This is a genomic window from Enterobacter sp. SGAir0187 (assembly GCF_002952735.2).
Taxonomy (GTDB): domain Bacteria; phylum Pseudomonadota; class Gammaproteobacteria; order Enterobacterales; family Enterobacteriaceae; genus Enterobacter; species Enterobacter quasiroggenkampii.
On record NZ_CP025034.2, the window covers coordinates 1,905,963 to 1,932,789 of the forward strand.

Consider the following 26,827-nt stretch of genomic DNA (forward strand, 5'->3'; position numbering starts at 1 on the left):
ATGACGACCTCTACCCTGCAAACGCATGATAATAAAGCTGTTGAACATCGCGCCATTAATAAGCTGTTCCGACGCCTGATCGTCTTTCTCTTTATCCTGTTTGTCTTCTCGTTCCTCGATCGCATCAACATCGGCTTCGCCGGGCTGACGATGGGCAAAGATCTGGGCCTCACCTCAACCATGTTTGGCCTGGCCGCGACGCTCTTTTACGTCACCTACGTGCTGTGCGGCATCCCGAGCAACATCATGCTGGCGAAGATCGGCGCACGCCGCTGGATCGCCGGGATCATGGTGGTATGGGGTATTGCCTCCACCTGCACCATGTTCGCCACCAGCCCCGAAACCCTTTACGTCCTTCGCATGCTGGTGGGCATTGCCGAAGCCGGTTTCCTGCCGGGTATTCTGGTCTATCTCACCTGGTGGTTTCCGGCCTATCACCGCGCCCGCGCCAACGCGCTGTTTATGATTGCCATGCCGGTCACCATGATGCTCGGCTCGATCCTCTCCGGGTACATTCTGGCGATGGACGGACTGTGGAACCTCAAGGGCTGGCAGTGGCTGTTCCTGCTGGAAGGGCTGCCGTCGGTGGTGCTCGGCGTGGTGACCTGGTTTTACCTCAACGACACGCCGGACCAGGCCACCTGGCTGGATGAGGACGAAAAGCAGGCGCTCAAAACGATGATCGCCCGCGAGCAGGAGGTCGCCATTGCCCAATCCGTCACGCCGCGTTCGACGCTGCGCGAGGTGCTGACCCCGGCGGTGCTGCTCTACACGCTGGCCTACTTCTGTCTGACCAATACACTGAGCGCGATCAACATCTGGACGCCGCAGATCCTGCAAAGCTTCAACACCGGCAGCAGCAATATCGTCATCGGCCTGCTGGCGGCGATCCCGCAGTTCTGCACCATCCTCGGGATGATCTGGTGGAGCCGCCGCTCCGACAGACTGAAAGAGCGAAAAAAGCACACCATCCTGCCGTACCTGTTCGCCGCGGCGGGATGGATGCTGGCCTCCGCGACAGATCACAGCCTGATCCAACTGCTTGGCATCATCATGGCCTCAACCGGATCGTTTACCGCCATGGCGATATTCTGGACCACGCCGGATCGGGTTATTAGCCTGCAGTCCCGCGCGGTGGCGCTGGCGGTGATCAACGCCATCGGCAACGTCGGCTCCGCCGTCAGCCCATTGCTGATTGGGATCCTGCGCGACGCGACCGGCAGCTTCAGCTCCGGACTGTGGTTCGTGGCCGGACTGCTGGTGGTCGGCGCGCTGGTGCTGACACGTATTCCGATGACGCAGCGGGATCAACAGAGGAACGATCATGTGCCAGAACCCTATCGCCAACATTGATATCAGCAAGGAGTACGACGAAAGTCTGGGCACCGACGATGTGCACTACCAGTCGTTCGCCCGCATGGCGGCCTTTTTTGGCCGCGACATGCAGGCGCATCGTCACGACCAGTACTTTCAGATGCACTTTCTCGATACCGGGCAGATAGAGCTCCAGCTCGACGATCACCGCTATTCGGTGCAGGCCCCGCTGTTTGTCCTCACGCCGCCGTCGGTGCCGCACGCGTTTATCACCGAATCCGACAGCGACGGACACGTGCTGACGGTGCGCGAGGACCTGATCTGGCCGCTGCTGGAGGTGCTCTACCCCGGCACGCGGGAGGCGTTTGGCCTGCCGGGGATCTGCCTCTCGCTTGCCGACAAGCCGAACGAGCTGGCGGCGCTGAAGCACTACTGGCAGCTGATAGCCCGGGAATCGACGGAACAGCTACCGGGGCGCGAGCATACCCTGGTCCTGCTGGCGCAGGCAGTGTTTACCCTCCTGCTGCGCAACGCGAAGCTCGACGACCACGCGTCAGGCGGCATGCGCGGCGAGCTGAAGCTGTTCCAGCGGTTTACCCAGCTGATCGACACCCACTACCACCAGCACTGGACGGTGCCGGAATACGCCAGCGAGCTGCACCTGACCGAATCTCGCCTGACCGATATCTGCCGCCGCTTCGCCAACCGCCCGCCAAAACGCCTGATCTTCGACCGCCAGCTGCGGGAGGCCAGACGCCTGCTGCTCTTCTCCGACAGCACCGTCAGCGAGATTGCCTGGCAGCTGGGGTTTAAGGACCCGGCCTATTTTGCCCGGTTTTTTAACCGCTTAGTGGGGTGCTCGCCCAGCGCGTATCGGGCGCAGAAAGTACCGGTTTCCCCTGTTCCCCTCACCCCTACCCTCTCCCATAGGGAGAGGGAGTAACCATCCCCTCTCCCTTTGGGAGAGGGTTAGGGTGAGGGAAATCACACTCTGCGATCTCTCGCGAAAAGTACCCGTCGTTGTCCCAAACGTCCCTTCACGTTACGCCCCTCTCAGGCTTCAATTAAACAACAAAAACAAAACATAAATTTAACAAACCTATTCCGATACGAGGTCCCTATGAAACCTGAAGAGTTCCGCGCTGATGCCAAACGTCCGTTAACCGGTGAAGAATATTTAAAAAGTCTGCAGGACGGTCGTGAGATTTATATCTACGGCGAGCGCGTCAAAGACGTCACCACCCATCCGGCGTTTCGCAATGCGGCAGCCTCCATCGCGCAGATGTACGACGCGCTGCACAAGCCGGACATGCAGGACACGCTGTGCTGGGGCACCGACACCGGCAGCGGCGGCTATACCCACAAGTTCTTCCGCGTGGCGAAAAGTGCCGACGACCTGCGCCAGCAGCGCGACGCTATTGCCGAGTGGTCGCGCCTGAGCTACGGCTGGATGGGCCGCACGCCGGACTACAAAGCCGCGTTCGGCTGCGCGCTCGGCGCCAACCCGGCCTTCTACGGCCAGTTCGAGCAAAACGCCCGGAGCTGGTACACCCGTATTCAGGAAACCGGCCTGTACTTTAACCACGCCATCGTTAACCCGCCGATCGACCGCCACAAGCCAGCAGACGAGGTAAAAGACGTCTACATCAAGCTGGAGAAGGAGACCGACGCCGGGATTATCGTCAGCGGTGCGAAAGTGGTGGCAACCAACTCCGCCCTGACCCACTACAACATGATCGGCTTCGGCTCCGCGCAGGTGATGGGCGAAAACCCGGACTTCGCGCTGATGTTCGTCGCGCCGATGGATGCCGAGGGCGTGAAGCTGATCTCCCGCGCCTCCTACGAGATGGTGGCAGGCGCAACCGGATCCCCGTACGACTATCCGCTCTCCAGCCGCTTTGATGAAAACGATGCGATCCTGGTGATGGATCACGTGCTGATCCCGTGGGAAAACGTGCTGATCTACCGCGATTTCGACCGCTGCCGCCGCTGGACGATGGAAGGCGGTTTCGCCCGCATGTACCCGCTGCAGGCCTGCGTGCGTCTGGCGGTGAAGCTCGACTTCATCACCGCCCTGCTGAAGAAATCCCTGGAGTGTACCGGCACCCTGGAGTTCCGCGGCGTGCAGGCGGATCTCGGCGAAGTGGTGGCCTGGCGCAACATGTTCTGGGCGCTGAGCGACTCCATGTGCTCCGAAGCCACCCCGTGGGTCAACGGCGCATATTTGCCGGATCATGCCGCGCTGCAGACCTACCGCGTGATGGCCCCAATGGCCTACGCCAAGATCAAGAACATCATTGAGCGTAACGTCACCTCCGGGCTGATCTATCTGCCGTCCAGCGCCCGGGATCTGAACAACCCGCAGATCGACCAGTATCTGGCGAAATACGTGCGCGGCTCCAACGGCATGGATCACGTCGAACGCATCAAGATTTTGAAACTGATGTGGGATGCCATCGGCAGCGAGTTTGGCGGTCGTCACGAGCTGTACGAAATCAACTACTCCGGCAGCCAGGATGAGATCCGCCTGCAATGCCTGCGTCAGGCGCAAAGCTCCGGGAATATGGACAAGATGATGGCAATGGTCGACCGTTGCATGTCCGAGTACGACCAGCATGGCTGGACCGTGCCGCACCTGCACAACAACAGCGATATCAACATGCTCGACAAGCTGCTGAAATAGCGCAGCGGGAGGTTTTCATGCAATCAGAACAACGCCTGCGTTTTCGCGACGCAATGAGTAGCCTGTCGGCGGCGGTCAATGTGATCACCACCGAGGGTGAGGCCGGACGCTGCGGCATCACCGCTACCGCCGTCTGCTCGGTGACGGATACCCCGCCGTCGGTCATGGTCTGCATCAACGCTAACAGCGCCATGAACCCGGTATTCCAGGGCAACGGCAGGCTGTGCGTTAACGTGCTGAACCACGAGCAGGAGATCATGGCGCGCCATTTCGCCGGGATGACCGGTATGACGATGGAGGATCGCTTTGCCCTCTCCTGCTGGCAGAAAGGCCCGCTGGCGCAGCCGGTACTCAAGGGCGCGCTGGCCAGCCTTGAAGGCGAAATAAGCCAGGTGCAAACCATCGGCACGCATCTGGTCTATCTGGTAGAAATTAAAAACATCATTCTGAGTGATGCGGGCCACGGCCTGATCTACTTCAGGCGCCGTTTCCACCCGGTCATGCTGGAGGCGGAAGCCGCCGTGTGATCTCCCTCGCGCTGGCCTTTTTTCCGGCCAGCGCCGCTTTCTGCAAAAACTCCTAAGGTTTCCGCTAAATCACGCCGTTATATACCCATAAGAGAAATTTTCTGTGCCTGAATACTGACAGGTTGTGTCAGTGCACCCGCATCATTCAGCGCATGCCTATATATACAGGATGACCTTATGGCTAAAACGACGCGGAGCCGCTCGGCTGAACGTCTGGTCGATATTCTCCTTGAGCTACATTTAAACGGTGTGGTAAACCGCAGTGCGTTAATGGAGAAATTTAAAATTACCGAGCGCACCGTCTATCGGGATTTAAATGCACTCTCTCCCATTGTTGAACATACCGGTAACGGGCTATATCGTCTGATTCATTCTGCACAATCGCCCGGCGGACAAGGATTGCACCACACTCTGGCTAACTTTCTGAATGCCGACAGCTTTTTCCCTGAAAGAAATACGGAATTCTGGCAAAAGCTTGAAACGCGCGTAGACGAAAACCATATTCTTATTCTTGGTAATGAAGCGGAACACACGTTAGAACGCGATATTCGCCGTCATTTAACGAAAGTCGAGAAATCGATTAAAAACCATAATGTTTGCCAGATCGTTTATAAGGGCAAAACCCGCCTGATTAATCCCTATAAACTCATTAACAAAAAAAATATATGGTATTTACAAGCCACCGAAAATAGCCGGCTGAAATCCTTCTCATTGAGCCAGATTAGCTGGTTTGATATTCAGAAAACGACCTTCACTCCCGAAGAAAATGTCCTTGCGCTGCTGGAAAAAAGCCTTGACCCCTGGGTGTCCGAAGATACTTTCGCAGTGAAAATATTCATTAAAGATAATATTTCACATTACTTCCTGCGCCGCGATCTTCTGCCGGAACAGGAGCTGCTGGAGGAGCAACAGGGCGGCGTCACGCTGCGCTGCCAGGCGGCCCACGAGAACCAGATCCTGCCGCTGCTGTTCTACTGGCTCCCCCATATTCAGATACTGGAACCGAGCTGGCTGAAGGAGAAGCTCATCAGGACGCTGGAAAGCTACCTGGCCGTGGAGCGTGCCCCGAATAATCAAGTGATCTCAATCACATAATTTCGCCCACTGGCGGCGAGCCGAAACCGCTCGTCGCCGCCTTTGACCGCTCACCCGGCACTTTCAACCACTCATTCATTTACCGTCCTTTACGCGCGCGTTGATCTGGCACGATCGCTCCAGCATTAATCAATACCTCCTCACAACGAACCCTGACCCTTTTTTCTTTACATAAAAAACCAGGTCTTACTATGGATACTAAAAAACTACTGAAGCACGTGCCCTGGGCCTTACTCGGGATCCTCGGCGCTTTTTGTCTGGCGGTTGTCGCATTACGCCGGGGCGAACACGTAAGCGCCCTGTGGATCGTGGTCGCGTCGGTTTCCGTCTATCTTGTGGCTTATCGCTACTACAGCTTATACATCGCGCAGAAGGTCATGAAGCTCGACCCGACGCGTGCCACCCCGGCGGTCATTAACAATGACGGCCTGAACTACGTGCCAACCAACCGCTACGTGCTGTTTGGTCACCACTTTGCCGCAATCGCCGGTGCGGGCCCGCTGGTCGGCCCGGTACTGGCTGCGCAGATGGGTTACCTGCCGGGTACGCTCTGGCTGCTGGCGGGCGTGGTGCTGGCGGGTGCGGTGCAGGACTTTATGGTGCTGTTTATCTCTTCTCGCCGTAACGGCGCCTCTCTGGGTGAGATGGTCAAAGAGGAGATGGGTCGCGTGCCGGGGACTATCGCCCTGTTCGGCTGCTTCCTGATCATGATCATCATCCTTGCGGTGCTGGCCCTGATCGTGGTGAAAGCGCTGGCTGAAAGCCCGTGGGGTGTCTTCACCGTTTGCTCTACCGTGCCGATTGCGCTGTTCATGGGGATCTACATGCGATTCCTGCGTCCGGGACGCGTGGGTGAAGTGTCGGTAATTGGTATCGTGCTGCTGGTCGCCTCCATCTACTTCGGCGGCGTGATTGCGCACGACCCGTACTGGGGCCCGGCGCTGACCTTCAAGGACACCACCATCACCTTCGCGCTGATTGGCTATGCGTTTATCTCCGCGCTGCTGCCGGTCTGGCTGATTCTGGCCCCGCGTGACTACCTGGCCACCTTCCTTAAAATCGGCGTTATCGTCGGTCTGGCGATCGGCATCCTGCTGATCAACCCGGATCTGAAAATGCCTGCGGTAACGCAGTACATCGACGGTACCGGCCCGCTGTGGAAAGGCGCCCTGTTCCCGTTCCTGTTCATCACCATTGCCTGCGGTGCGGTCTCCGGCTTCCACGCCCTGATCTCCTCCGGTACCACGCCTAAGCTGCTGGCGAACGAGAAAGATGCACGCCTGATCGGCTACGGCGCGATGCTGATGGAGTCCTTCGTGGCGATCATGGCGCTGGTTGCCGCGTCCATCATCGAACCGGGTCTGTACTTTGCGATGAACACCCCACCGGCGGGTCTTGGCATTACCATGCCAAACCTGCACGAGATGGGCGGCGACAACGCGGCGCTGATTATGGCGCAACTGAAAGACGCCAGCGCACACGCGGCGGCGACCGTCAGCTCCTGGGGCTTCGTGATTTCGCCAGAGCAGATCATGCAGACCGCGAAGGACATCGGCGAACCGTCCGTGCTGAACCGCGCCGGTGGCGCACCGACGCTGGCTGTCGGTATCGCACACGTGTTCCACAAAGTGCTGCCGTGGGCGGACATGGGCTTCTGGTACCACTTCGGTATTCTGTTCGAAGCGCTGTTCATCCTCACCGCGCTGGACGCCGGTACCCGTGCGGGCCGCTTCATGCTGCAGGACCTGCTCGGTAACTTCGTGCCGTTCCTGAAGAAAACCGACTCTCTGGTGGCGGGCATTCTGGGTACGGCGGGCTGCGTCGGTCTGTGGGGCTACCTGCTGTATCAGGGCGTTGTCGACCCGCTCGGCGGCGTGAAGAGCCTGTGGCCGCTGTTCGGTATCTCTAACCAGATGCTGGCTGCCGTGGCGCTGGTGCTCGGCACCGTGGTACTGGTGAAGATGAAGCGCACCAAATACATCTGGGTCACCGTGGTTCCTGCGCTGTGGCTGCTGCTCTGCACCACCTGGGCGCTTGGCCTGAAGCTGTTCAGCGCCAATCCGCAGCTGGAAGGCTTCTTCTTCATGGCTAACCAGTACAAAGAGAAGATTGCCGCAAGCGGCGCAGACCTTACGGCCCAGCAGATTGCCAACATGAACCATATCGTGGTGAACAACTACACCAACGCGGGTCTGAGCATTCTGTTCCTGGTGGTGGTGTACAGCATCATCTTCTACGGCATCAAAACCTGGTTGAACGTGCGTAACGCTGAAGGCCGTACGGATAAAGAAACCCCGTACGTCCCGGTGCCGGAAGGCGGCGTGAAGACCTCTTCACACCATTAATCCAGCATGTAACTGTAGGCCCGGATCGCTGCGCGCCACCGGGCTTTTTCTTATCAGGACACGTTATGTTTGGTAACTTAGGCGAAGCAAAAAAATACCTCGGTCAGGCGGCGAAAATGCTGATTGGCATTCCGGACTATGACAACTACGTTGAGCATATGAAGACCAACCATCCGGATAAGCCATACATGACCTACACCGAATTCTTCCGCGAGCGTCAGGAAGCGCGCTACGGCGGAAGTGGAGAAGGCGGCGTCCGCTGCTGCTAAAGGAGAGACCATGACCCCGATTGCCGTTACCCTGCTGACCGGTTTCCTTGGCGCCGGTAAAACCACCCTGCTGCGCCACATCCTGAATGAACAGCACGGTTTTAAAATCGCCGTCATCGAAAACGAATTTGGCGAAGTCTCCGTAGACGACCAGCTGATTGGCGATCGCGCCACGCAGATCAAAACCCTGACCAACGGCTGCATCTGCTGCACCCGCTCTAACGAGCTGGAAGACGCCCTGCTGGACCTGCTCGACAGCCGCGATCGCGGTGAAATCGACTTTGACCGTCTGGTGATCGAGTGCACCGGCATGGCCGACCCCGGCCCGATTATTCAGACCTTTTTCTCTCACGAAATCCTCTGCCAGCGCTACCTGCTGGACGGCGTCATTGCCCTGGTCGATGCGGTCCACGCCGATGAGCAGATGAACCAGTTCACCATCGCCCAGTCTCAGGTGGGCTACGCCGACCGCATCCTGCTGACCAAAACCGACGTGGCGGGCGAAAGCGTTAAGCTTCGCGAGCGCCTGACGCGCATCAACTCCCGCGCGCCGATTTACACGGTGACGCACGGCGATATCGACCTGTCCCAGCTGTTCAACACCAACGGCTTTATGCTGGAGGAGAACGTCACCGCAAAACCGCGCTTCCACTTTATGTCCGACAAGCAAAACGACGTGGCGTCGATTGTGGTGGAGCTGGATTATCCGGTGGATATCAGCGAAGTCTCCCGCGTGATGGAGAACCTGCTGCTGTCGTTTGCCGACAAGCTGCTGCGCTACAAAGGGATGCTGTGGATTGACGGCGAGCCCAACCGTCTGCTGTTCCAGGGCGTTCAGCGCCTGTACAGCGCCGACTGGGACCGACCGTGGGGCGATGAACCGCCGCACAGCGTGATGGTGTTTATTGGTATCCAGCTGCCGGAAGAGGAGATTCGGGCGGCATTTGCGGGGCTGAAAAAGTAAATAGCCGCTCCCTTGTCCGCGGGAAAGGGAGCGTATTTTTCTGAGGCAGATTTCCTCGTATCACGCTTTCTGTTTGCCATATTGTCTGTTAATGTCCTTAATAATAAAAATCATGTCTCAATTAATATTCTCTGAAATATTAATTGAACGGAATTATATAATTTTCATGAATTGGTAGGCGTAATATGGCAATCATTATTCCCACAATCAGCAGCTGTAGCGAGAAGATAACGGCCGGAGAAAAAAGGCTGGCAAGGCTTCTTGAGGGTGGGCTCAGCGAACAGTGTACCTGCTGGTACGACACCCGAATGGGAGACAGGCAAGAGCATCCTGATTTTGTGATTCTGGCACCCGAAAAAGGTTTGTTGTTTGTTGAGGTGAAAGACTGGTTTATCACGAAAATAAAAGCCGCGAATAAAACGCATATTGATTATGAGACCAAAAACGGCATTGAGCCCCTAAAAAACCCGCTCGAACAGGTTCGACAATATACCTTCCACATCATTGACAGCCTGAAAAAAGATCCTCTGCTTCGCCAGCAGCAGGGCGATTATGAGGGCAGCTTTATTATGCCGTATGGATATGGGGTGTACTTGAGTAATATCACCCGGGCGCAGCTGGAAAGGAATTTTACACCCGACGAGCTGAATGAGATATTGCCCACCAGCCAGGTAATTTGCAAAAACGAGCTCACCGAATTTATGACCCGGGAACAGATCTCCGCCCGGCTCGAATCCCTTCTCAGACATCGCTTCGTTCATCACGCGACCCCACAACAGCTCGACCGCATTCGCTGGCATCTTTATCCCGACGTACGTATTAACGCGTCCGTGACGCGGGTCGATCTGGATAATTTTACGTTCCACACCCCTGATGTAGTCTGCATGATGGACAGGAATCAGGAACAACTCGCCAGAAGTATGGGGGCAGGACACAGGGTCATTCACGGCGTGGCAGGATCAGGCAAAACGCTCATTTTGCACCACCGATGTATTGAGCTTGCCAACAACATTGAAAATACCAAACCGATACTCGTGATTTGCTACAACATTACGCTGGCCAAAAAACTTAAAGCGCAGCTCGAACAATATAGCCTCAGACTTCCAGTCGAAGTTATCCATTTTCATGCCTGGTGTTATCAGCAGTTAAACGCGAATCGGCGTCTTCCACCCAAGAGCAAAAACTTCATTGAGCTCATGGAAAATGCGCTGACGGTGGCATTTGACGATGGCGTGATAAAACCGGAGCAGTACAGCGCCGTTTTGATCGATGAAGGACACGATTTTAAGCCGGAATGGCTAAGAATCCTCGCTAAGATGCCGGACAATAAAGATAGCTCCCTGCTTTTCCTGTATGATGACGCTCAGTCAATTTATCAGAAAAAGAAAGCGCTCGATTTTACCCTCTCCAGCGTCGATATAAAGGCTCAGGGCCGCACAACGATTCTGGATACCAATTATCGCAATACCCGGCAAATACTCCATTTTGCTAGCAGCGTAGCATTTAATTATCTCAATAATCACATAGAGGCCTCTCTCAAATACCAGCAGCCTGCCGCAGGAGGACTGTCAGGGCAGTATCCGGCGCTGGACAGCTTTGATAATCAGGACGAGGAGATTACACGCGTCCTTGATTGGGTCACAGAGCAGCGTCAGCAGGGGGTTGCATGGTCGGAAATCGCCATACTGTGCCCCTCCACCTACAGCATTTCAGGTATGCTCGGACCACGGCTCGAAGCCCGCAAGATCCCCTACCAGATGATTGTCTCCAGCGATGATAAAAAGCACTGGTCACCGCAGAATGATTTCCTCTGCATCATGCCGCTGCCAAGCAGTAAAGGTCTTGAATTTCACTCAGTCGCCATTATGGATGCGGCAAAGGAAAGGGATAGTGAAGATCTGAGTGACGATATCAAGCGCCTTTACGTCGGTTTTACCCGCGCACGACAGAATCTTCTGGTGACAATGCACGGAACCGGAAACTTGCGAGATCATCTGGTCGAGACCTGGGAAAAGAGCGTTAAAACTATCTAGCTGCTCCGCGTTGATAAATATCTGCACCGAACAATCCCCTCTCCCCTGTGGGGAGAGGGTTAGGATGAGGGATAAAATTATTTCACCGCCTCCGGCAGCGTCACAATCCACAACTCGCTGTCGGACTCCGGCTTCTCCAGCGGCTTCACGCTGAGCGTGGTTTCCACCGGCTTATCATCCAGCGTCAACTTGCCTTCCGCGTTCACCCGATAATCCTTGAGCTTCTTGCCCTCGACCGGGTTTTGCATCGACACCTTCACGCCAAAGTCGTTATCGTTCGCCACCGCAAGCGTTTTGCTGTCGATCAGCGCCAGCCCTTCAGCCTTCTCCTGCTGCCAGCCCAGCGCGCGGAGATCGACCACCTGCGTTTTTGACGCAAGGGTAATGCCGCGCTGCGCCAGGGTTTTCTCATCATCAAATTCCGGGTACTCGCCCGGCTTGTCGAAGGCGGAAAGATCGCTCGCCTTGCTGAGATCCACCTTGTAAATCAGATTACGCATCCCGTCGTTTTTATCGCTTCCCTGCTCAATCAGCAGGATGTGCTGGTTATCGAGCGCCACGATGTCGCCGATTTTGGCATCGCTGTTTTTGTCGTAGGCCGCGCTGTCGATGGGGTAACCGTACATCGCAGTTTTGCCGGTCGCCGGGTCAAAGCTCACCAGACGGGTAAACAGCGCCTGCTTTTTGCTCTTCCCATCGATATCCAGCGTGCTTTGCACGGCGGCGATAATCCGCCCGTCCGGCATTCGGGTCAGGCCTTCAAAGCCCCGATTGGGCTGGCGCCATTTGATGATGTTTGGCAGACCGCCCGCGATGGATTTTTCCCCTTCCGCGGCCTGCGGCCCGTGGATCGCGAGGATCTTGCCTTTGCTGTCGACGTTAATCAGGAACGGGCCGTACTCGTCGCACAGCCAGTAGCCGCCTTTGCCGTCCGGCGTGATGCCTTCCGTGTCCAGCCCGCGGTTGTCACCCTTGAGCGTCTTTAAGGTATCGCTGAACGCCACTTCATTGGTGGAGCCAATCACGCCGCTTTGCAGCGGCAGACCATTAATCTCGCCTTTATCGTCATGCAGCGGACGGGCATCAACCGCCTCTGCTTTGCCGTTCTGGACGCGGATGGTCATCAGCAGCGGCGCGAAATCTGGCGTGACAAATATTTTGGCCTCGTTTTTACCCATTTTTGGCGCATCGGCGTTGGGACCGCGATCGGTCACGGTCGCAAACGTCAGGGCATCGCCCTGCTTGCCCGTAAACAGCAGGCCAGAACCAATCCCCACCGGGAGCCCGTTCGGAAACGCATCGGCAAACGCGCCGCTGTATTTCACATGGGAGCCGTCAGGGAAGCTGACGACATAGCGCTCAGCGGTAGGCTGTGCCGCCAGGCCAGAGAAAGAGAGCGCACAACCGATAAGCACAGGAATAATTTTTCTTTTCATATTGTTAGCATCCAGTAAGTGAAGCCAACAACGTAATGAATAAACGTGTCAGAAAAATGACATGGAGAGGGAAGCGGCGCACCACAACGCGGTGTATATTCCTCCCCAGAAATGTAAACCTGTGTCTTTATCTATGACAACTGAAACACTTTTGGAAATTATTAGAAATTCTGTTAATGCATTTCAAAGCAATTTTCCCGGCTCGTTCAGCTAATGTTTAATCAAAACGCTGAACCTTTCCTAAACGCGACCTCATTACGCATTGACACCTTGCCTTGCAAACATTCACCCAACATTTAAAAATCAAAAAACCAACAAAATCAGCATAAAAACGCGACATGACTCACATTTGCAGTCATAAACATCTCTTGTTAAGGTGCGCTCAGATTACTTTGACGACGAGGAAATACTCATGAAAAAGCTGAACATTCTCATCCTGTCTGCTCTGACCGCCGTCTCCGGCTCCGCACTGGCTATGGGCGGAAGCATTGAACAGGGTAAAAACTTTACCAACCTCAATGTGGAAATGGGTAAATCGACCTCCGGTCTGTACACCGAAGGTAGCTGGCTTAAAAATACCGATGACGGCACCACAACCGGTGGCGTAGGTGCAGGATACAACTTCGAAGTCGGTCCGGTAATGTTGAACGCAGGCGCTAAGGCCCTCTACGTTGGCCCAAAAAAAGGCGATAACGGCGTAGCGTTCCCCATCGGTGGCGGCGTGAAGGTTGCCCTGACCGACAGCATCAACGTCTTCGGAGAAGGCTATGTGGCGCCAGACGGGCTGAACAACAGCGTGAAAAACTACGTGGAAGCGAACGGCGGCGTTAGCTGGACCCCAATCAAACCGGTTACGCTGAAAGTGGGTTACCGCCACGTGAGTGTTGACGGCAAAGACGGCCGTCCAAACCACACGCTGATTGACGGCGCATACGTGGGCGGCGGCGTGAGCTTCTAAGCCAACGAACAAACAAAAAAACCTGCCATGCGGCAGGTTTTTTTTGTCTCGGGTATTACTTGTGTACCACCACCAGCTTCTGGTTCACAAACTCTTTGATCCCCAGATCCGACAGCTCGCGTCCGTAGCCGGAACGCTTCACGCCGCCGAACGGCAGCTCCGGCGCGGTATCGGTGAGCCAGTTGATGTACACCATCCCGGTCTCGATCCGCGACGCCATTTTCTTCGCGCGCTCGATGTCCTGGCTGAACACCGCCCCGCCCAGGCCGTAGTGGGAGTCGTTCGCCAGCGCGACCGCCTCGTCGTCGTTTTTCACCACGTACATCTGCGCAACCGGGCCGAAGAACTCTTCAAAGTATGCCGGGTTATCGCGGGAGATATTCGTCAGGATCGTCGGTTCGAAGAAGCTCCCATCGCGCTGCACGGGCTTGCCGCCAAAGTGCAGCGTGGCACCGTTTTTCACCGCCTCGTTAACCTGTTTGGTCAGCGTTTCCAGCGCATCTTTGGAAGAGAGCGGCCCCAGCGTGGTGCTCTCGTCCAGCGGGTCGCCAATCTTCACCTGCTTAAATGCCTCGGTGAATTTGCTCAGGAAAGCATCGGCGATCTTCTCGTGCAGAATAAAGCGCTTCGCCGCGGTGCAGACCTGTCCGGCGTTGTTGAGCCGCGCATTCACACCAATCTTCACGGCTTTATCCAGGTCCGCGTCGTCCAGCACCACGAACACGTCGTTACCGCCCAGCTCCAGGGTAGATTTCTTAATGTGCTTCGCCGCCTGTGCGGCCACCACGCTACCGGCTTTTTCGGAGCCGGTTAATGCGGCACCCTGCACGCGATCGTCGGCAATGATGTTTGCCACCTGCTCGGACGAAATAAACAGGTTAGTCCATGCACCTTCCGGCGCGCCCGCCTCGCGGACCAGGTGGGCAAAGGTCTCGGCGCAGTGCGGCACGATGCTGGCATGCTTGGCGATCACCGGGTTGCCTGCCGCCAGGTTTGGTGCCAGGACGCGCATCAGCTGGTAATACGGGAAGTTCCACGGCTCAACGGCCATCAGCACGCCGATGGGATGATGCTCCACCCACGCTTCCCCGAGTTCGGATTGATATTTCACCGGAGCCAGGAACTGCTTCGCGTTGTCAGCGTAATAGCGGGCGATCTGCGCGCACAGCTTCACCTCGCCACGGCTCTGTTCGATGAGCTTGCCCATCTCCTGGCTGGCGATTTTCGCCAGATCCTCGGTGCGCTCGTCGATCAGGTCGGCAAGCTTATGCAGCACCGGCAGGCGCTGGCTGATGTCGCCTTTCGCCCAGTCCGAATGGTAAAGCGCATCGGCCGCCTTCAGCGCCGCTTCGATATCCGCGTCGGTATGCGAGGGGTATTCTTTGATGAGCTGGTTAGTGGCAGGATTTACTGTCTGATAAGCCATATCGAATCTCCTTGTTTTACCGCTTAGGGTATTAAGGGTAGTCAACATAACTGGCTGTGGACGTAAAGTTGGGTATATCCGGAAGGTTCTGAGTTAAGCAGTGCCGGACAGTTCGCTGACGTGGTATAAAAAACGTCCAGAAGGAGTTTCCATGACCTATACCCGACACGTTCGCCAGACTTTTCACCGCGCCAGGGGCATTGAGCTGCGCAGCACCTGGCAGAGCACGCAGGCGTATAAACGCCACTGTCACCCTCAACTCTCCATCGGCGCGATTGTTGAGGGCCAGACCTGCTGCGTGTGCCATGACCAAGAGTACATTCTTCATCCCGGGGACCTCATTGCGATCCCAGCTTATGTGCCGCACAGCTGCAACCCCGTCGACGGGCAGCCGCGCAGCTACCATATGCTCTATATCGACACCGATATTCCTCTGGCGTTACAGGTGATTCGCGACCCTACGCTGTTCAAACGCTACCTTGATATCGTTGAGACGATGTCGCCTGTATCCGTGGACACGCTGCTTTCAGCCCTGCCCCGCCGCGTGGAAAACGCAGAGGCGCTTCGCTCAACCAGTCAGCACGTGCGGCAGGCGTTTCTTGCCGACCTGGCCGCACCGCCTTCGCTTGACGAACTTGCCCAGCGATTCTCGCTGCGCAAGGAGACGCTGATCCGCACCTTCCGGCAGGACACCGGCCTGACGCCGGGCAGCTTCCTCAACATCTCCCGCGTGGAGTTCGCCAAAGCGCGGCTACGTGCCGGAGACGACATCGCCGACGTCGGCTACCAGAGCGGCTTTGCCGACCAGAGCCATTTTCATAAGACTTTCGTCAGCTATACCGCCGCCACGCCGCGCCAGTACGCGACGGGCCGATCAATATCAGACAATAAATAGGTTTTTCATCACCGTAGTCTGACCTCAGATTGTTAGCTGAGGTCGCTATGGAACTGTTCTTCCCTTCTGCTTTTGTCGCCCTGGCGCTGGCGCATTTTGTCGCCCTGTTAAGTCCGGGTCCGGACTTTTTCCTGCTGGTGGGCTACGCGGCGCGCTACCGACTGCGCGGCAGCGCCGGATTGTGCGTCGGCATCGCCGCGGGTAACGCGCTTTATATTGTTCTGGTGATTATCGGCTGGAGCGCGCTGCGCCAGTTTACGTGGCTGTTTACGCTGATAGAGCTTTGCGGGGCGCTGTACCTGCTGTGGATCGGCTCGCATCTGGTGCGCAACCAACCGCAGGTACTGGCGCTGAATGAACCCCATCAGCGCTGCCCCTCGCTGCGCAAGCAGATCCTGCTGGGGCTCGGCTCTGCGCTGCTTAATCCGAAGAACGCGTTGTTCTATCTGGCGCTGATGACGGCGCTGCTGGGACCGGACGTGACGCTGCTTCAGCAGGCAACCTGCGGCGTCTGGATGGTGATGGTGGTGCTGGTATGGGATCTGGCGCTGGTGTCGCTGATGGGGCTATCGTCGGTGCAACAGAAGCTCAGCCTTGCGCTGTGGCTGATAGAGCGCACGGCGGGGGTGGTGCTGATGGGGTTTGGCGGGTGGGTGCTGTGGCGGGTGCTGGAAAATAGTGTATTGCCCCTATAGAAAGCAACGCCTTTATTACCTTACAAAATAAGTGACTTAGCTATTAGTATTTATTCCCTGACGTGGCAAGCTAATGCCATAGCAATCGTTAAGGGAACAACGTGAAAAATTACAAAGTCATTACGCCACTTTTTCCAACCTATGCGCAGGCTCAGGCAATGATGAAAGCCGTCTCCGGCTATTCAGTGAATTCGGTACGTAACATGATCAGTGCGATTCAGGAACAAACCGGCACGCCGCAAAACCCGGTCGACTGGTCCGAACCTGATATGTGGATCAACGAACGCCTGAAAGGCGAAGACGCTGAAATCGCCCTGCGGATATGGAATCAGGATAACCACATCCTAAATCCCCGCCATAGCTACGGTAGCTATTTGTTTCTTAACTCCTCTGTTTTCGAACTGATGGAAACGACGCCGAAAGATATCTGGGTCCCCACCCAGCGCGGGCAGCAATTTCTGAATAATGATGACGCCACGCTCCGCGCGCTGGACGATAAAGAAGGGTTACTGCAACTTCTTGAACTGCTGGCGGGACGTGAAATGTCCCGTCGTGCTGACTTACTCCCGGAATGGCAGGCTTTTTTACACCAGCATTCAAAATTCGCTTCTACCAGTTCTATTAAAAGCACCCTCTACTCGCGACTCTATAACCTGATCGATCGCGATATGGTCGCCCGCGAAGGGATGAGTTACTACATCACCGATAAAGGCCGGGCATGGCTGGCAAATGCCTTACCGGCCCGCAAAGCCGATCCACGAAAAGAACTTCTGGATGCGGTTAAGCGCTACAACCAGCAGCAAAAAGAACAGCTACGCGAACAAATCAGCACCATGAATCCCTACAAATTTGAGCATCTGATTGGTCAACTTCTGGAGGCGATGGGTTATGAACAGGTGGAAGTGACCAAAGCGTCGGGCGATAAGGGCGTCGACGTTGTCGGCAGAGTACAGGTGGGCATTACCACCATCACGGAAGTGGTGCAGGTTAAGCGTATGCAGAGCAATATTACCCGTCCTGTTATCGACCAGTTACGCGGTGCGTTGCCTTATCACAGCGCGATCCGGGGCACGCTCATCACCACGGGTCGTTTTGCCGGGAACTGTGAAAAAGCGGCGCTGCATCCCGGTGCGGCTCCTATTACCTTGATAGATGGTGACCGACTGCTTGAACTGCTGATTGAGAATAATGTTGGCATTCGACGCAGCAACGCGGTCGAGCTGCTGGACGTAGATTTACAGCTTTTTGATGAGCTGGAAGAGGGATTAAAAGGCGAAATTTAACGTCTTAATCGCTACAATAGACGCCAAATTTTTCCTGATTGAGTTCATCATGGCCAAAGCAACAACAAAAAAAGCCAAAGCAAAGAAAGGCTTTGAAGACACATTATGGGATACCGCGAACCAGCTTCGCGGTAGCGTTGAATCCTCCGAGTACAAGCACGTGGTGCTGAGCCTCGTATTCCTGAAATTTATTAGCGATAAATTTGAGTCTCATCGTAAGAAAATGCTCGCCGATGAAGAGCAAAAAATGTTTGTTGATATGGAAGTGTTCTATCAGCAGGACAACATCTTTTATTTGCCGGAAGAGGCCCGCTGGTCATTTATCAAAAATAATGCCAAGCAAGGCAACATCGCCGTTCTGATTGATACCGCCCTCTCCACCATTGAGAAGAACAACCCGACGCTGAAAGGCGCGCTGCCGGATAACTACTTCAGCCGTCAGGATCTGGAGACCAAGAAGCTTGCATCGCTGATCGACACTATCGACAACATCGAAACGCTGGCACACGAAACCGACGTTGAAGCGCTGTCGAAAGAAGATCTGGTCGGCCGCGTGTACGAATACTTCCTTGGCAAGTTTGCCGCCACCGAAGGCAAAGGCGGCGGTGAGTTCTATACGCCAAAATGCTTGGTTACGCTGCTGACCGAAATGCTCGAACCGTTCCAGGGCAAAATTTATGACCCATGCTGCGGCTCGGCGGGGATGTTTGTCCAGTCGGTGAAGTTCGTCGAAAGCCACCAGGGTAAAAGCCGCGATATCGCCCTGTACGGTCAGGAACTGACAGCCACCACCTATAAGCTGGCGAAGATGAACCTCGCGATTCGCGGTCTTTCCGCCAACCTTGGCGAGCGCCCGGCGGACACCTTCTTCAGCGACCAACACCCGGATTTAAAAGCCGACTACATTCTGGCAAACCCGCCGTTTAACCTGAAAGACTGGCGCAACGACGCCGAGCTGACCAACGATCCGCGCTTTGCTGGCTACCGCACACCACCAACCGGTAACGCCAACTACGGCTGGATTTTGCATATGCTCTCCAAGCTGTCGGCTAACGGCACCGCTGGTTTTGTACTGGCAAACGGCTCGATGAGTTCCAATACCAGCGGCGAAGGCGAGATTCGCGCGCAGATGATCGAAAACGATCTGATCGACTGCATGATCGCCCTGCCCGGCCAACTGTTCTACACCACCCAGATCCCGGTCTGCCTGTGGTTTATGACCAAATCGAAGGCGGCCGATCCGGCCAAAGGCTATCGTAACCGTCAGGGCGAAACCCTGTTTATCGATGCGCGTAACCTCGGCACCATGATGAACCGCACCACCAAAGAGCTTACGGCAGAAGATATCGCTACCATCGCAGATACTTACCACGCCTGGCGCAGTACGCCAGAAGAGCTGGCCGAGCGCGTTAAGCGCGGCGACAGCAGGCTGGCGCAATACGACGATCAGGCCGGGTTCTGCAAGGTCGCGACTATTGAAGAGATCAAGGCTAACGACTATGTGTTGACCCCGGGCCGCTATGTCGGTGCTGCTGAGCAGGAAGATGACGGCGTGGCGTTTGAAACTAAAATGAGCGAGCTGACGAAGACGTTGTTTGCACAGATGAAGCAGGCGGAAGAACTGGATAAGGCGATTCGTCAGAATCTGGAGGTGCTGGGTTATGGGGAATAAGTGGCCTGTTGTTACATTATCGGAATATATCACTATCAAACATGGTTATGCTTTTAAAGGTGAGTACTTCCATAGTTCAGAAACAGAAAACATCTTGGTCACTCCAGGAAATTTTTGTATTGGCGGCGGTTTCAAAATCGAAAGATTGAAATATTATCTTGGCCCCATTCAAAAAGAATATCTTTTGAAGGAAGGGAACCTAATAGTCACGATGACTGATCTAAGTAAAGATGCGGATACATTAGGATATCCTGCACTCATTCCATCTTTACAAGGAAAAAAATTCCTTCATAATCAACGCATAGGGTTAATTGAATTCAAAAATAACCATATTTATAAAGATTTCCTTTTCTACTTGCTCTGTGGGGCAGAGTATCGAAATCATGTTTTATCTGGTATTACGGGAACAACCGTTAAGCATACATCACCAAGCAAAATATTGTCTTTCACTTTCAACAAACCACCGTTTGAGGTGCAAAGATTAATTGCTAGTTATCTTGCTTGTCTTGATAAAAAAATAACTATCAATAAGAACATTAATAAAATATTTGAGAAAATATCTCAATCTATTTTTAAATCTTGGTTTGTAGATTTCGACCCAGTGATTGATAACGCGCTGGATGAGGGAAATCCAATCCCGGAAGCACTGCAATCTCGCGCTGAACTGCGTCAAAAAGTACGCAAGAGTGTAGATTTCAAACCACTTCCGGCGGATATTCGTGCATTGTTTCCGGCTGAATTTGAAGAAACCGAGTTGGGTTGCGTACCGAAAGGTTGGAAAATATCCACTGCTGGCGATGAATTAGTTGTGAAAGGTGGTTCAACGCCAAGCACTTCAAATGCAGATTTTTGGGAAAACGGCACTATTCATTGGACATCACCTAAAGACCTAGCAGGTAATGATAGTAAGGTATTATTGGATACCAGCAAAAAAATAACAGAGTTAGGTTTGATAAAAATTTCCTCTGGTTTATTACCAACTGATACAGTTTTGATGTCATCACGAGCACCAATAGGATATTTAGCCCTGGCTAAAACACCTATGGCTATAAACCAGGGATATATAGCCATTCCTTCATCTAAAAATTTATCGCCAGAATATATTATCTACTGGCTTGAAAATATTATGGATGATATCAAGGGAATGGCTGGAGGAACGACATTTGCAGAAATTAGCAAAAGCGCCTTTAAAACTATTAATTTAGTTATCCCATCTAAAAATATAATAGCTGAATTTACACGATTAGCTCACCAACATTTTGAAAAAGTAGTAAGCAATACACGGCAAATAACTGCATTAACAAACCTCCGCGACACCCTGCTCCCCAAACTAATTTCCGGCGAGCTATCCCTGGAGGATCTCCCAGACATAATCAAGCAAACCGAAGCCGCATAATGCATTTTTGCCCCTGTAAAATCAGGGGCTTTCTGGTAAGGTTTTCTCTTATTACAGGAACCCTTACCAGAAAACCAGCCAGGGCCGGAGCGGGATATGCATCTTTCATTCAGTGAAGCGAAGTTAGAACAGGCAATAATTGAATTGTTACAGGAGCAGGGTTACCAGCACCTGACAGGCGACAATATGCCGCGTTCCAGCCTCGATCAGGTGATTATTGAAGACGATCTTCGCCACTATCTCGCATCCCGCTATCAGGCCGACTGTATAACTGAAGACGAAATCCAGCGGCTGATCAAACAGTTCACTACCCTGCCCGCCTCCGATCTCTACGAAAGTAATAAGACCTTTTGTACCTGGCTGGCCAATGGCTTCCTGTTTAAACGCGACGATCGTCAGCAAAAAGATCTCTATATCGAACTGCTCGATACCCGGCACCTGCCCGCCGCGCTGCGTGAGCTATTCGATAGCGAAGAGGTACAACTGCAACAGGCTGCTGAAACGCCAGCAAGCTATCTTATCCAGCCGTTGAACCACATTAAGATCGTTAATCAGCTGACCATCACCGGCAAAGAAAACCAGCCGCGCATTCCGGATGCCATCCTGTATATCAACGGCCTACCGTTAGTGGTGTTTGAATTTAAAAGCGCGGTGCGAGAGCAGGAAGCCAATATTGGCGACGCGTATAAACAGCTCTGTATCCGCTATCGTCGCGATATTCCTCAGCTGTTTGTCTATAACGCGCTGTGTATTATCAGCGACGGCGTCAATAACCGCATGGGCAATCTGTTCGCGCCGTATGAGTATTTCTACTCCTGGCGCAAAGTCACCGGTAACGAAAACCGAGAGCAGGACGGTATCCCTTCCCTGCACTCAATGATTCAGGGGCTATTTCATCCGGTACGCCTGCTGGACGTGATTAAAAACTTTATCTGCTTCCCGGATAAAGCCAAACACGAAGTGAAAATCTGCTGCCGCTATCCGCAGTACTATGCCGCGCGCAAGCTCTACTACAGCATTGAGCGAGCGCGTAAACCTTACGGTAACGGTAAAGGCGGCACCTACTTTGGCGCCACGGGCTGCGGTAAGAGCTACACCATGCAGTTCTTAACCCGCCTGCTGATGAAAAGTGTCGAGTTTGCCAGCCCGACCATCGTGCTGATCACTGACCGTACCGATCTGGACGATCAGCTCTCCACGCAGATGAGTAATGCCAAAAATTATATCGGTGACGATACCGTGGAGCCCGTCACCAGCCGCGACGATCTGCGGGAAAAGCTTGCCGGTCGTAATAGCGGCGGCGTATTCCTGACCACCATCCATAAATTTACTGAAGACACCGAATTGCTCTCCGAGCGAAACAACGTCATTTGTATCTCTGACGAAGCGCACCGCAGCCAGGTCAACCTGGATCAGAAAGTGATCGTCGATAAAGAGAGCGGCAAGGTACGCAAGACCTGGGGGTTCGCCAAATATCTGCACGACTCGCTGCCAGCGGCCACCTATGTCGGTTTCACCGGAACGCCTGTAGACGCCACGCTGGATGTCTTCGGCGCGGTAGTGGACAGCTACACCATGACCGAATCCGTTCAGGATGAGATTACGGTACGCATCGTCTATGAAGGTCGCGCAGCAAAAGTGATCCTGGATGCCAGCAAGCTGGAAGAGGTAGAGAAATATTACGAAGAGTGCGCTAACGCGGGCACTAATGAGTGGCAGATCGACGAAAGCAAAAAAGCCAGCGCCACCATGAACGCAATCCTCGGAGATGAGGATCGCCTGAAGTCGCTGGCGGAAGACTTTGCTAAACACTATGAAAAACGCGTCGCTGAAGGCTCAACGGTGAAAGGTAAGGCCATGTTTGTCTGCGCCAGCCGGGAAATTGCCTGGGATTTATATCGTCAGTTGAAGGACTGTCGACCGGCGTGGTTTGAGGTTAAACAGGCCCCTGAAGGGGTTGAGCTTACCGAGCAGGAGCAGAAAGAGCTGCCACCGTCCGAAATGGTCAAGATGGTGATGACGCGAGGTAAAGACGATGACGCCAAACTGTACGACCTGCTGGGCGGTAAAGAGTACCGTAAACAGCTCGATAAACAGTTCAAAAACGCAAAGTCGAATTTCAAAATCGCTATTGTGGTCGATATGTGGCTGACAGGTTTCGACGTGCCGGAACTGGACACCATTTACATCGATAAGCCTCTGCAAAAACATAACCTGATTCAGACCATCTCCCGTGTTAACCGCAAGCTGGAAGGGAAAAGTAAAGGTCTGGTGGTGGACTATATCGGCATCAAGCGCCAGATGAACCAGGCACTGGCGATGTATTCCCGAATTGACGCCACCAACTTTGAAGACATTCAGCAGTCGGTCATTGAGGTAAAGAATCATCTCGACCTTCTGTCGCAAGTTTTCCACGATTTCGACAGCCGCGCTTACTTCACAGGAGAGCCTCAGGCTCAGCTGGCATGTTTGAATCTGGCGGCAGAATTTGTCTTGCGTACCCAGAAAATTGAACGTCGATTTATGGGGCTAGTGAAGCGCCTGAAGGCGGCATACGATGTCTGCTGCGGCAGCGAGGCGCTATCGCAGTCAGAGCGAGATCGTATCCATTTCTATCTTGCCGTGCGTTCCATCGTCTTTAAGCTGACCAAGGGTGATGCTCCTGACGTTACCCAGATGAACGCCCGTGTGCGAGAGATGATTTCTGACGCATTAAAGGCAGATGGCGTGGAAGAGCTATTTTTCCTGGGCGATAAGAAAGCGGAATCGATCGATATTTTCGACGAGGATTATCTGGCGCGTATTAATAAGATCAAGCTGCCCGCAACAAAGATCCAGCTTCTGCAGAAACTGCTGGAGAAAGCCATCAGCGACTTTAAAAAGATTAACCAGCTTCAGGGAATCAACTTCACTCGCCGCTTCCAGTCCATCATGGACAGATATAACGAGCGCCGGGAAGACGACGTACTGAACGGTGAAGAGTTTGATCATTTCAGTCAGGAAATGACCGACATTATCTATGATATTAAAACCGAAATGGGCACTTATGCAGATTTGGGAATTGATATCGAAGAGAAAGCGTTTTATGACATCCTGGCACATATGCGTGACAAGTATCAGTTTACCTATGAAGACGACAAGATGCTGGCGCTGGCAAAAGAGATGAAAGCAGTAGTTGATAACACGTCAAAGTATCCAGACTGGAGTAAACGTGATGATATTAAAGCCAAACTTAAAGTTGAGTTAATTCTTTTACTGCATAAACATAAGTTCCCTCCTGTAGCAAACGACGAGGTCTATCTGGGCGTATTGATGCAGGCAGAAAATTTCAAACAAAATATGGGCTCGATAAAAATTTAATATATCAACTGATTTTGGCAAAGACTGTTCTTCCGGTGCAACAAGGATTATGAGGAGCATATCATGGCCGAAGGATTAAAAATGTTTTACGCGCGTGATGCGCGCAATATACACTCTCATATTCCTGTAGCAGATATTAAAGAGAGTGAAAGAGACAGGCTGATATGTGAGTTCTGCCCCGCTAAAATCAGTTGGGTTAAGCCGCACAAGCGTAACGGCAAGAATATTTCAGCGTTTTTACGTTTACAGAAGAATGAGGAACATAGTTTCAATTGTAAAAACAGCGTCAAATCAGCAATCACTTCTCTTGTCGCTCATTCACAAAATGTTGAAGACGGAAAACTTCTCCTCGAAGCGCAGGATTCAGCATTTATATTCCGAATGAACGTCCTTATTGAAGCCAGTGCCGAACTAAGAAAAGTCAGTTTTACACCAGAGGAAGAAGCCGATCCGGAAGAGAAAGCACGCAAACGAATTAGATATAAGAAAACAGAAAAGCGTCTCGCTGATTACTTTAACACGGCTGCAGGCATTGCTAAAATCAGAGCAAAAATAGAGGAAAGCAGCGATAAGAAAACACTATCTGACCTGGTAAAGATAGATTATAACGGCAAGAAAATTAGCTGGAATGACTTTTTCTATGATGAAGACCGTTATCCCACTCTTTTTAAAAAGGCCGCAAAAATCACTCATCCTGTCGCAATTCTTATAACGGTTAAAAAAGCGCGAGAATACATTAATAATGAAAGGAATAATTTCTTCTCCCTCAAAGGAGAGGTATGCACACTGGAGCATGAGGATAAAAGCAAAGAGTTTTTCGCACCTGGTTTAACTTGTAACGATGCTACCTTTTTTGAAAACCTCGAACCAAAAGACGAGATTATTGTTGTCGGTAAAGTACGCCCAACAACAAACCCCTGGGGTGAAGGGAAAATTTATAAGAATTTAAACTTTATTATATTTAACAAAAAACAAATTACACGGTTAACAGATTGAAATACAGTAGATATTGCACTCTGGCAACGGGAAATAATGAATCTCCCGTTGCCAGTTAATCAGGCCCCTAACCGATAATCCCAGTCATCCGAGTGAATAACGTTACCGTCACGGTAATGCCAGGTAATCTTTTCATAACGAAGCAAAACAAGCTCAAGATGACCCTGTTTTTCATGGTAAGTCTCTTTCACGTCATGCATTAATGAAAACACCGTGACGACCTTCACCGCTTCCAGCGTTATTGTGAAATAGATCTCTTCCTGACCGGCATCATTGATTCTGTACAGGTCGATAGTCGCTTTCCTGAACGTACCGCCCGTGCTGAGTGCTTTATAGAGAAAAACGCTGGAGGCATCAATTTCCTTCTCAATCAGAAAGGGACGATGCTGGCGTTTGCTCAATGCTCTGCCATTATGCAGGTCAGAATTATAGCTTACGTTATGATAGAGCCCTAAAACCTCAATCTGGTTTTCACGGTCTTTAACTTTCACGCTGCCTTTTATGCTATTACCCGCATCGTCAGTTAATGACATATATCCCGGAATGGCCATTTACATATCCTTATCGAATGGAACAGAGTGTTCAACAGTTGAGATCATAACGGCGAGACATCTTTTACCCTGCGGGCTTTTTATTTTGAACATCTCCCTGATAGAATCCACAACAAGTTTATTACTCTCTGCCTCGGTTTCGGGGAAATTCGCAAACGCGCAAATTTGTTCAACAGTGAGTAACGGTTTATCGTCTTTTAAGATTGCTAAGACACCTTCAGGGTTATGTGGGATGGCTTCAGAAAGCGCCGCCTTTAAATCTTCAGCCGTACTGGCGTCCACTCCGGGTTCAAGGGCACTCGCCACGGCTAACCATGCCTGAGCTCCTTTACTTATCTCTGGTATGACATGATTCCACCATTCCGACTCACCCGTATCATTTGAATCCAGCTCCGCTACAACAGACATGGCGCCTTTGCCGTTTATCATCTGCAAGAGCTGTTCAGGAGTGTGGTTTTTGGCAAACAAACCCATCGGTAAACACAAGAAGAATAGCGCAATAATGTACTTCATTATCGCACCACCAGAATTGTATCACCCGAATCATAAATCATATGACGTTTGTCCTGACCGTTCATAATGATGCAACCTGCTGATGCAGAACCTGGCGGCTGGCCTTTTTTATCACCATGAATTTGAAAATGCTCTCTACCAAAGGTATTGGTCCCCGCTATAGGCTCAAGAATAATGGCCTCAGCACTTTTATGATTATTCCACCCGGCAATAAAATAAATACCTCTGGGAATGGGGCCTCTGTTTCGTTGACTTTCACACTCTGGCTTATCTTTCGATTCACCCGCACCGCTGTAGCAACTAGCGAAAAACACACCATTATGGCTCAATACCCCCGTCGAAACTTTATACTCCCATGTCATCGATACCGTCTCCTTTCATAAATAGTCCTTTATCTTATGGCTAACAGGAGCGTT

Annotated in this window: 22 protein-coding genes; 17 read left to right on the forward strand and 5 right to left on the reverse strand. The window is 52.8% G+C overall.

The features are described from left to right. From hpaX to CWR52_RS09215, 9 genes are all read left to right on the forward strand, one after another. Entirely contained in the window at window positions 1–1,353 is a 1,353-nt protein-coding gene (hpaX, locus tag CWR52_RS09175; RefSeq protein ID WP_104949460.1) for a 4-hydroxyphenylacetate permease, read from the forward strand. Continuing rightward, entirely contained in the window at window positions 1,325–2,257 is a 933-nt protein-coding gene (hpaA, locus tag CWR52_RS09180; protein ID WP_104949461.1) for a 4-hydroxyphenylacetate catabolism regulatory protein HpaA, read from the forward strand. The genes hpaX and hpaA overlap by 29 nt, the downstream gene beginning before the upstream one ends. A gap of 177 nt (window positions 2,258–2,434) precedes the next feature. Further along, on the forward strand, window positions 2,435–3,997 hold the full coding sequence (gene hpaB, locus CWR52_RS09185; protein WP_045335599.1) for a 4-hydroxyphenylacetate 3-monooxygenase, oxygenase component: 1,563 nt from the start codon (window positions 2,435–2,437) through the stop codon (window positions 3,995–3,997). Window positions 3,998–4,014: 17 nt separating this feature from the next. Beyond that, window positions 4,015–4,524, forward strand: coding sequence for a 4-hydroxyphenylacetate 3-monooxygenase reductase subunit (locus tag CWR52_RS09190; RefSeq protein ID WP_104949462.1), 510 nt, complete (start codon window positions 4,015–4,017; stop codon window positions 4,522–4,524). 177 nt (window positions 4,525–4,701) lie between these two features. Beyond that, the gene (locus tag CWR52_RS09195) at window positions 4,702–5,619 is read left to right on the forward strand and encodes a helix-turn-helix transcriptional regulator (protein WP_104949463.1); all 918 of its coding nucleotides are present in this window, start codon (window positions 4,702–4,704) and stop codon (window positions 5,617–5,619) included. Window positions 5,620–5,810: 191 nt separating this feature from the next. Then, the gene (locus tag CWR52_RS09200; RefSeq protein WP_104949464.1) at window positions 5,811–7,964 is read left to right on the forward strand and encodes a carbon starvation CstA family protein; all 2,154 of its coding nucleotides are present in this window, start codon (window positions 5,811–5,813) and stop codon (window positions 7,962–7,964) included. Between the two features lie 65 nt (window positions 7,965–8,029). Beyond that, window positions 8,030–8,233, forward strand: a complete 204-nt coding sequence (locus CWR52_RS09205) for a YbdD/YjiX family protein (protein ID WP_003856610.1) — start codon at window positions 8,030–8,032, stop codon at window positions 8,231–8,233. A 10-nt stretch (window positions 8,234–8,243) separates the two neighbouring features. Then, on the forward strand, window positions 8,244–9,197 hold the full coding sequence (gene yjiA, locus CWR52_RS09210) for a GTPase (protein ID WP_104949465.1): 954 nt from the start codon (window positions 8,244–8,246) through the stop codon (window positions 9,195–9,197). A 185-nt stretch (window positions 9,198–9,382) separates the two neighbouring features. Beyond that, window positions 9,383–11,230 (forward strand): 3'-5' exonuclease, encoded by a 1,848-nt coding sequence (locus CWR52_RS09215; protein ID WP_104949466.1) that lies wholly within the window; start codon window positions 9,383–9,385, stop codon window positions 11,228–11,230. A 77-nt stretch (window positions 11,231–11,307) separates the two neighbouring features. Here CWR52_RS09215 and CWR52_RS09220 read toward each other — a convergent pair whose 3' ends face one another. Then, window positions 11,308–12,666, reverse strand: coding sequence for an esterase-like activity of phytase family protein (locus tag CWR52_RS09220; RefSeq protein ID WP_129546953.1), 1,359 nt, complete (start codon window positions 12,664–12,666; stop codon window positions 11,308–11,310). Window positions 12,667–13,078: 412 nt separating this feature from the next. Here CWR52_RS09220 and CWR52_RS09225 point away from each other — a divergent pair, with 412 nt between their 5' ends. Continuing rightward, window positions 13,079–13,624: a YfaZ family outer membrane protein gene (locus tag CWR52_RS09225; RefSeq protein WP_104949468.1), complete on the forward strand. Its 546-nt coding sequence runs from the start codon at window positions 13,079–13,081 to the stop codon at window positions 13,622–13,624. Window positions 13,625–13,679: 55 nt separating this feature from the next. On the opposite strand, the gene CWR52_RS09230 is transcribed toward CWR52_RS09225, so the two are convergent. Then, window positions 13,680–15,050 carry an NAD-dependent succinate-semialdehyde dehydrogenase gene (locus CWR52_RS09230; RefSeq protein ID WP_104949469.1) on the reverse strand — a complete coding sequence of 457 codons (1,371 nt, stop codon included), beginning with the start codon at window positions 15,048–15,050 and terminating at the stop codon, window positions 13,680–13,682. A gap of 151 nt (window positions 15,051–15,201) precedes the next feature. On the opposite strand from CWR52_RS09230, the gene CWR52_RS09235 reads away from it, so the two are divergent. The 7 genes from CWR52_RS09235 (at window position 15,202) to CWR52_RS09265 (ending at window position 25,347) form a co-directional block, all read left to right on the forward strand. Further along, a complete protein-coding gene (locus CWR52_RS09235) occupies window positions 15,202–15,945 on the forward strand; it encodes a helix-turn-helix domain-containing protein (protein WP_104949470.1) in 744 nt (247 codons plus the stop codon). Window positions 15,946–15,992: 47 nt separating this feature from the next. Continuing rightward, window positions 15,993–16,640 carry a LysE family translocator gene (locus CWR52_RS09240; RefSeq protein ID WP_104949471.1) on the forward strand — a complete coding sequence of 216 codons (648 nt, stop codon included), beginning with the start codon at window positions 15,993–15,995 and terminating at the stop codon, window positions 16,638–16,640. A gap of 101 nt (window positions 16,641–16,741) precedes the next feature. Continuing rightward, window positions 16,742–17,923, forward strand: a complete 1,182-nt coding sequence (locus tag CWR52_RS09245) for a restriction endonuclease (RefSeq protein WP_104949472.1) — start codon at window positions 16,742–16,744, stop codon at window positions 17,921–17,923. 49 nt (window positions 17,924–17,972) lie between these two features. Beyond that, on the forward strand, window positions 17,973–19,595 hold the full coding sequence (locus tag CWR52_RS09250; RefSeq protein ID WP_104949473.1) for a type I restriction-modification system subunit M: 1,623 nt from the start codon (window positions 17,973–17,975) through the stop codon (window positions 19,593–19,595). Further along, window positions 19,585–20,991: a restriction endonuclease subunit S gene (locus CWR52_RS09255; protein WP_104949474.1), complete on the forward strand. Its 1,407-nt coding sequence runs from the start codon at window positions 19,585–19,587 to the stop codon at window positions 20,989–20,991. The genes CWR52_RS09250 and CWR52_RS09255 overlap by 11 nt, the downstream gene beginning before the upstream one ends. Window positions 20,992–21,087: 96 nt before the next feature. Next, on the forward strand, window positions 21,088–24,351 hold the full coding sequence (locus tag CWR52_RS09260; RefSeq protein WP_104949475.1) for a type I restriction endonuclease subunit R: 3,264 nt from the start codon (window positions 21,088–21,090) through the stop codon (window positions 24,349–24,351). A gap of 63 nt (window positions 24,352–24,414) precedes the next feature. Beyond that, window positions 24,415–25,347, forward strand: coding sequence for a hypothetical protein (locus CWR52_RS09265; RefSeq protein ID WP_104949476.1), 933 nt, complete (start codon window positions 24,415–24,417; stop codon window positions 25,345–25,347). Between the two features lie 59 nt (window positions 25,348–25,406). Here the strand turns inward: CWR52_RS09265 and tssD are convergent, their stop codons facing one another. The 3 genes from tssD to CWR52_RS09280 are packed head-to-tail and all read right to left on the reverse strand — an operon-like array spanning window position 25,407 to window position 26,773. Beyond that, complete coding sequence (gene tssD / locus CWR52_RS09270) at window positions 25,407–25,898, reverse strand: type VI secretion system tube protein TssD (RefSeq protein WP_047072552.1); 492 nt, start codon at window positions 25,896–25,898, stop codon at window positions 25,407–25,409. Next, on the reverse strand, window positions 25,899–26,411 hold the full coding sequence (locus CWR52_RS09275; protein WP_104949477.1) for a hypothetical protein: 513 nt from the start codon (window positions 26,409–26,411) through the stop codon (window positions 25,899–25,901). Then, window positions 26,411–26,773 (reverse strand): tlde1 domain-containing protein, encoded by a 363-nt coding sequence (locus CWR52_RS09280; protein ID WP_104949478.1) that lies wholly within the window; start codon window positions 26,771–26,773, stop codon window positions 26,411–26,413. The genes CWR52_RS09275 and CWR52_RS09280 overlap by 1 nt, the downstream gene beginning before the upstream one ends. Between the last annotated feature and the right edge of the window lie 54 nt (window positions 26,774–26,827).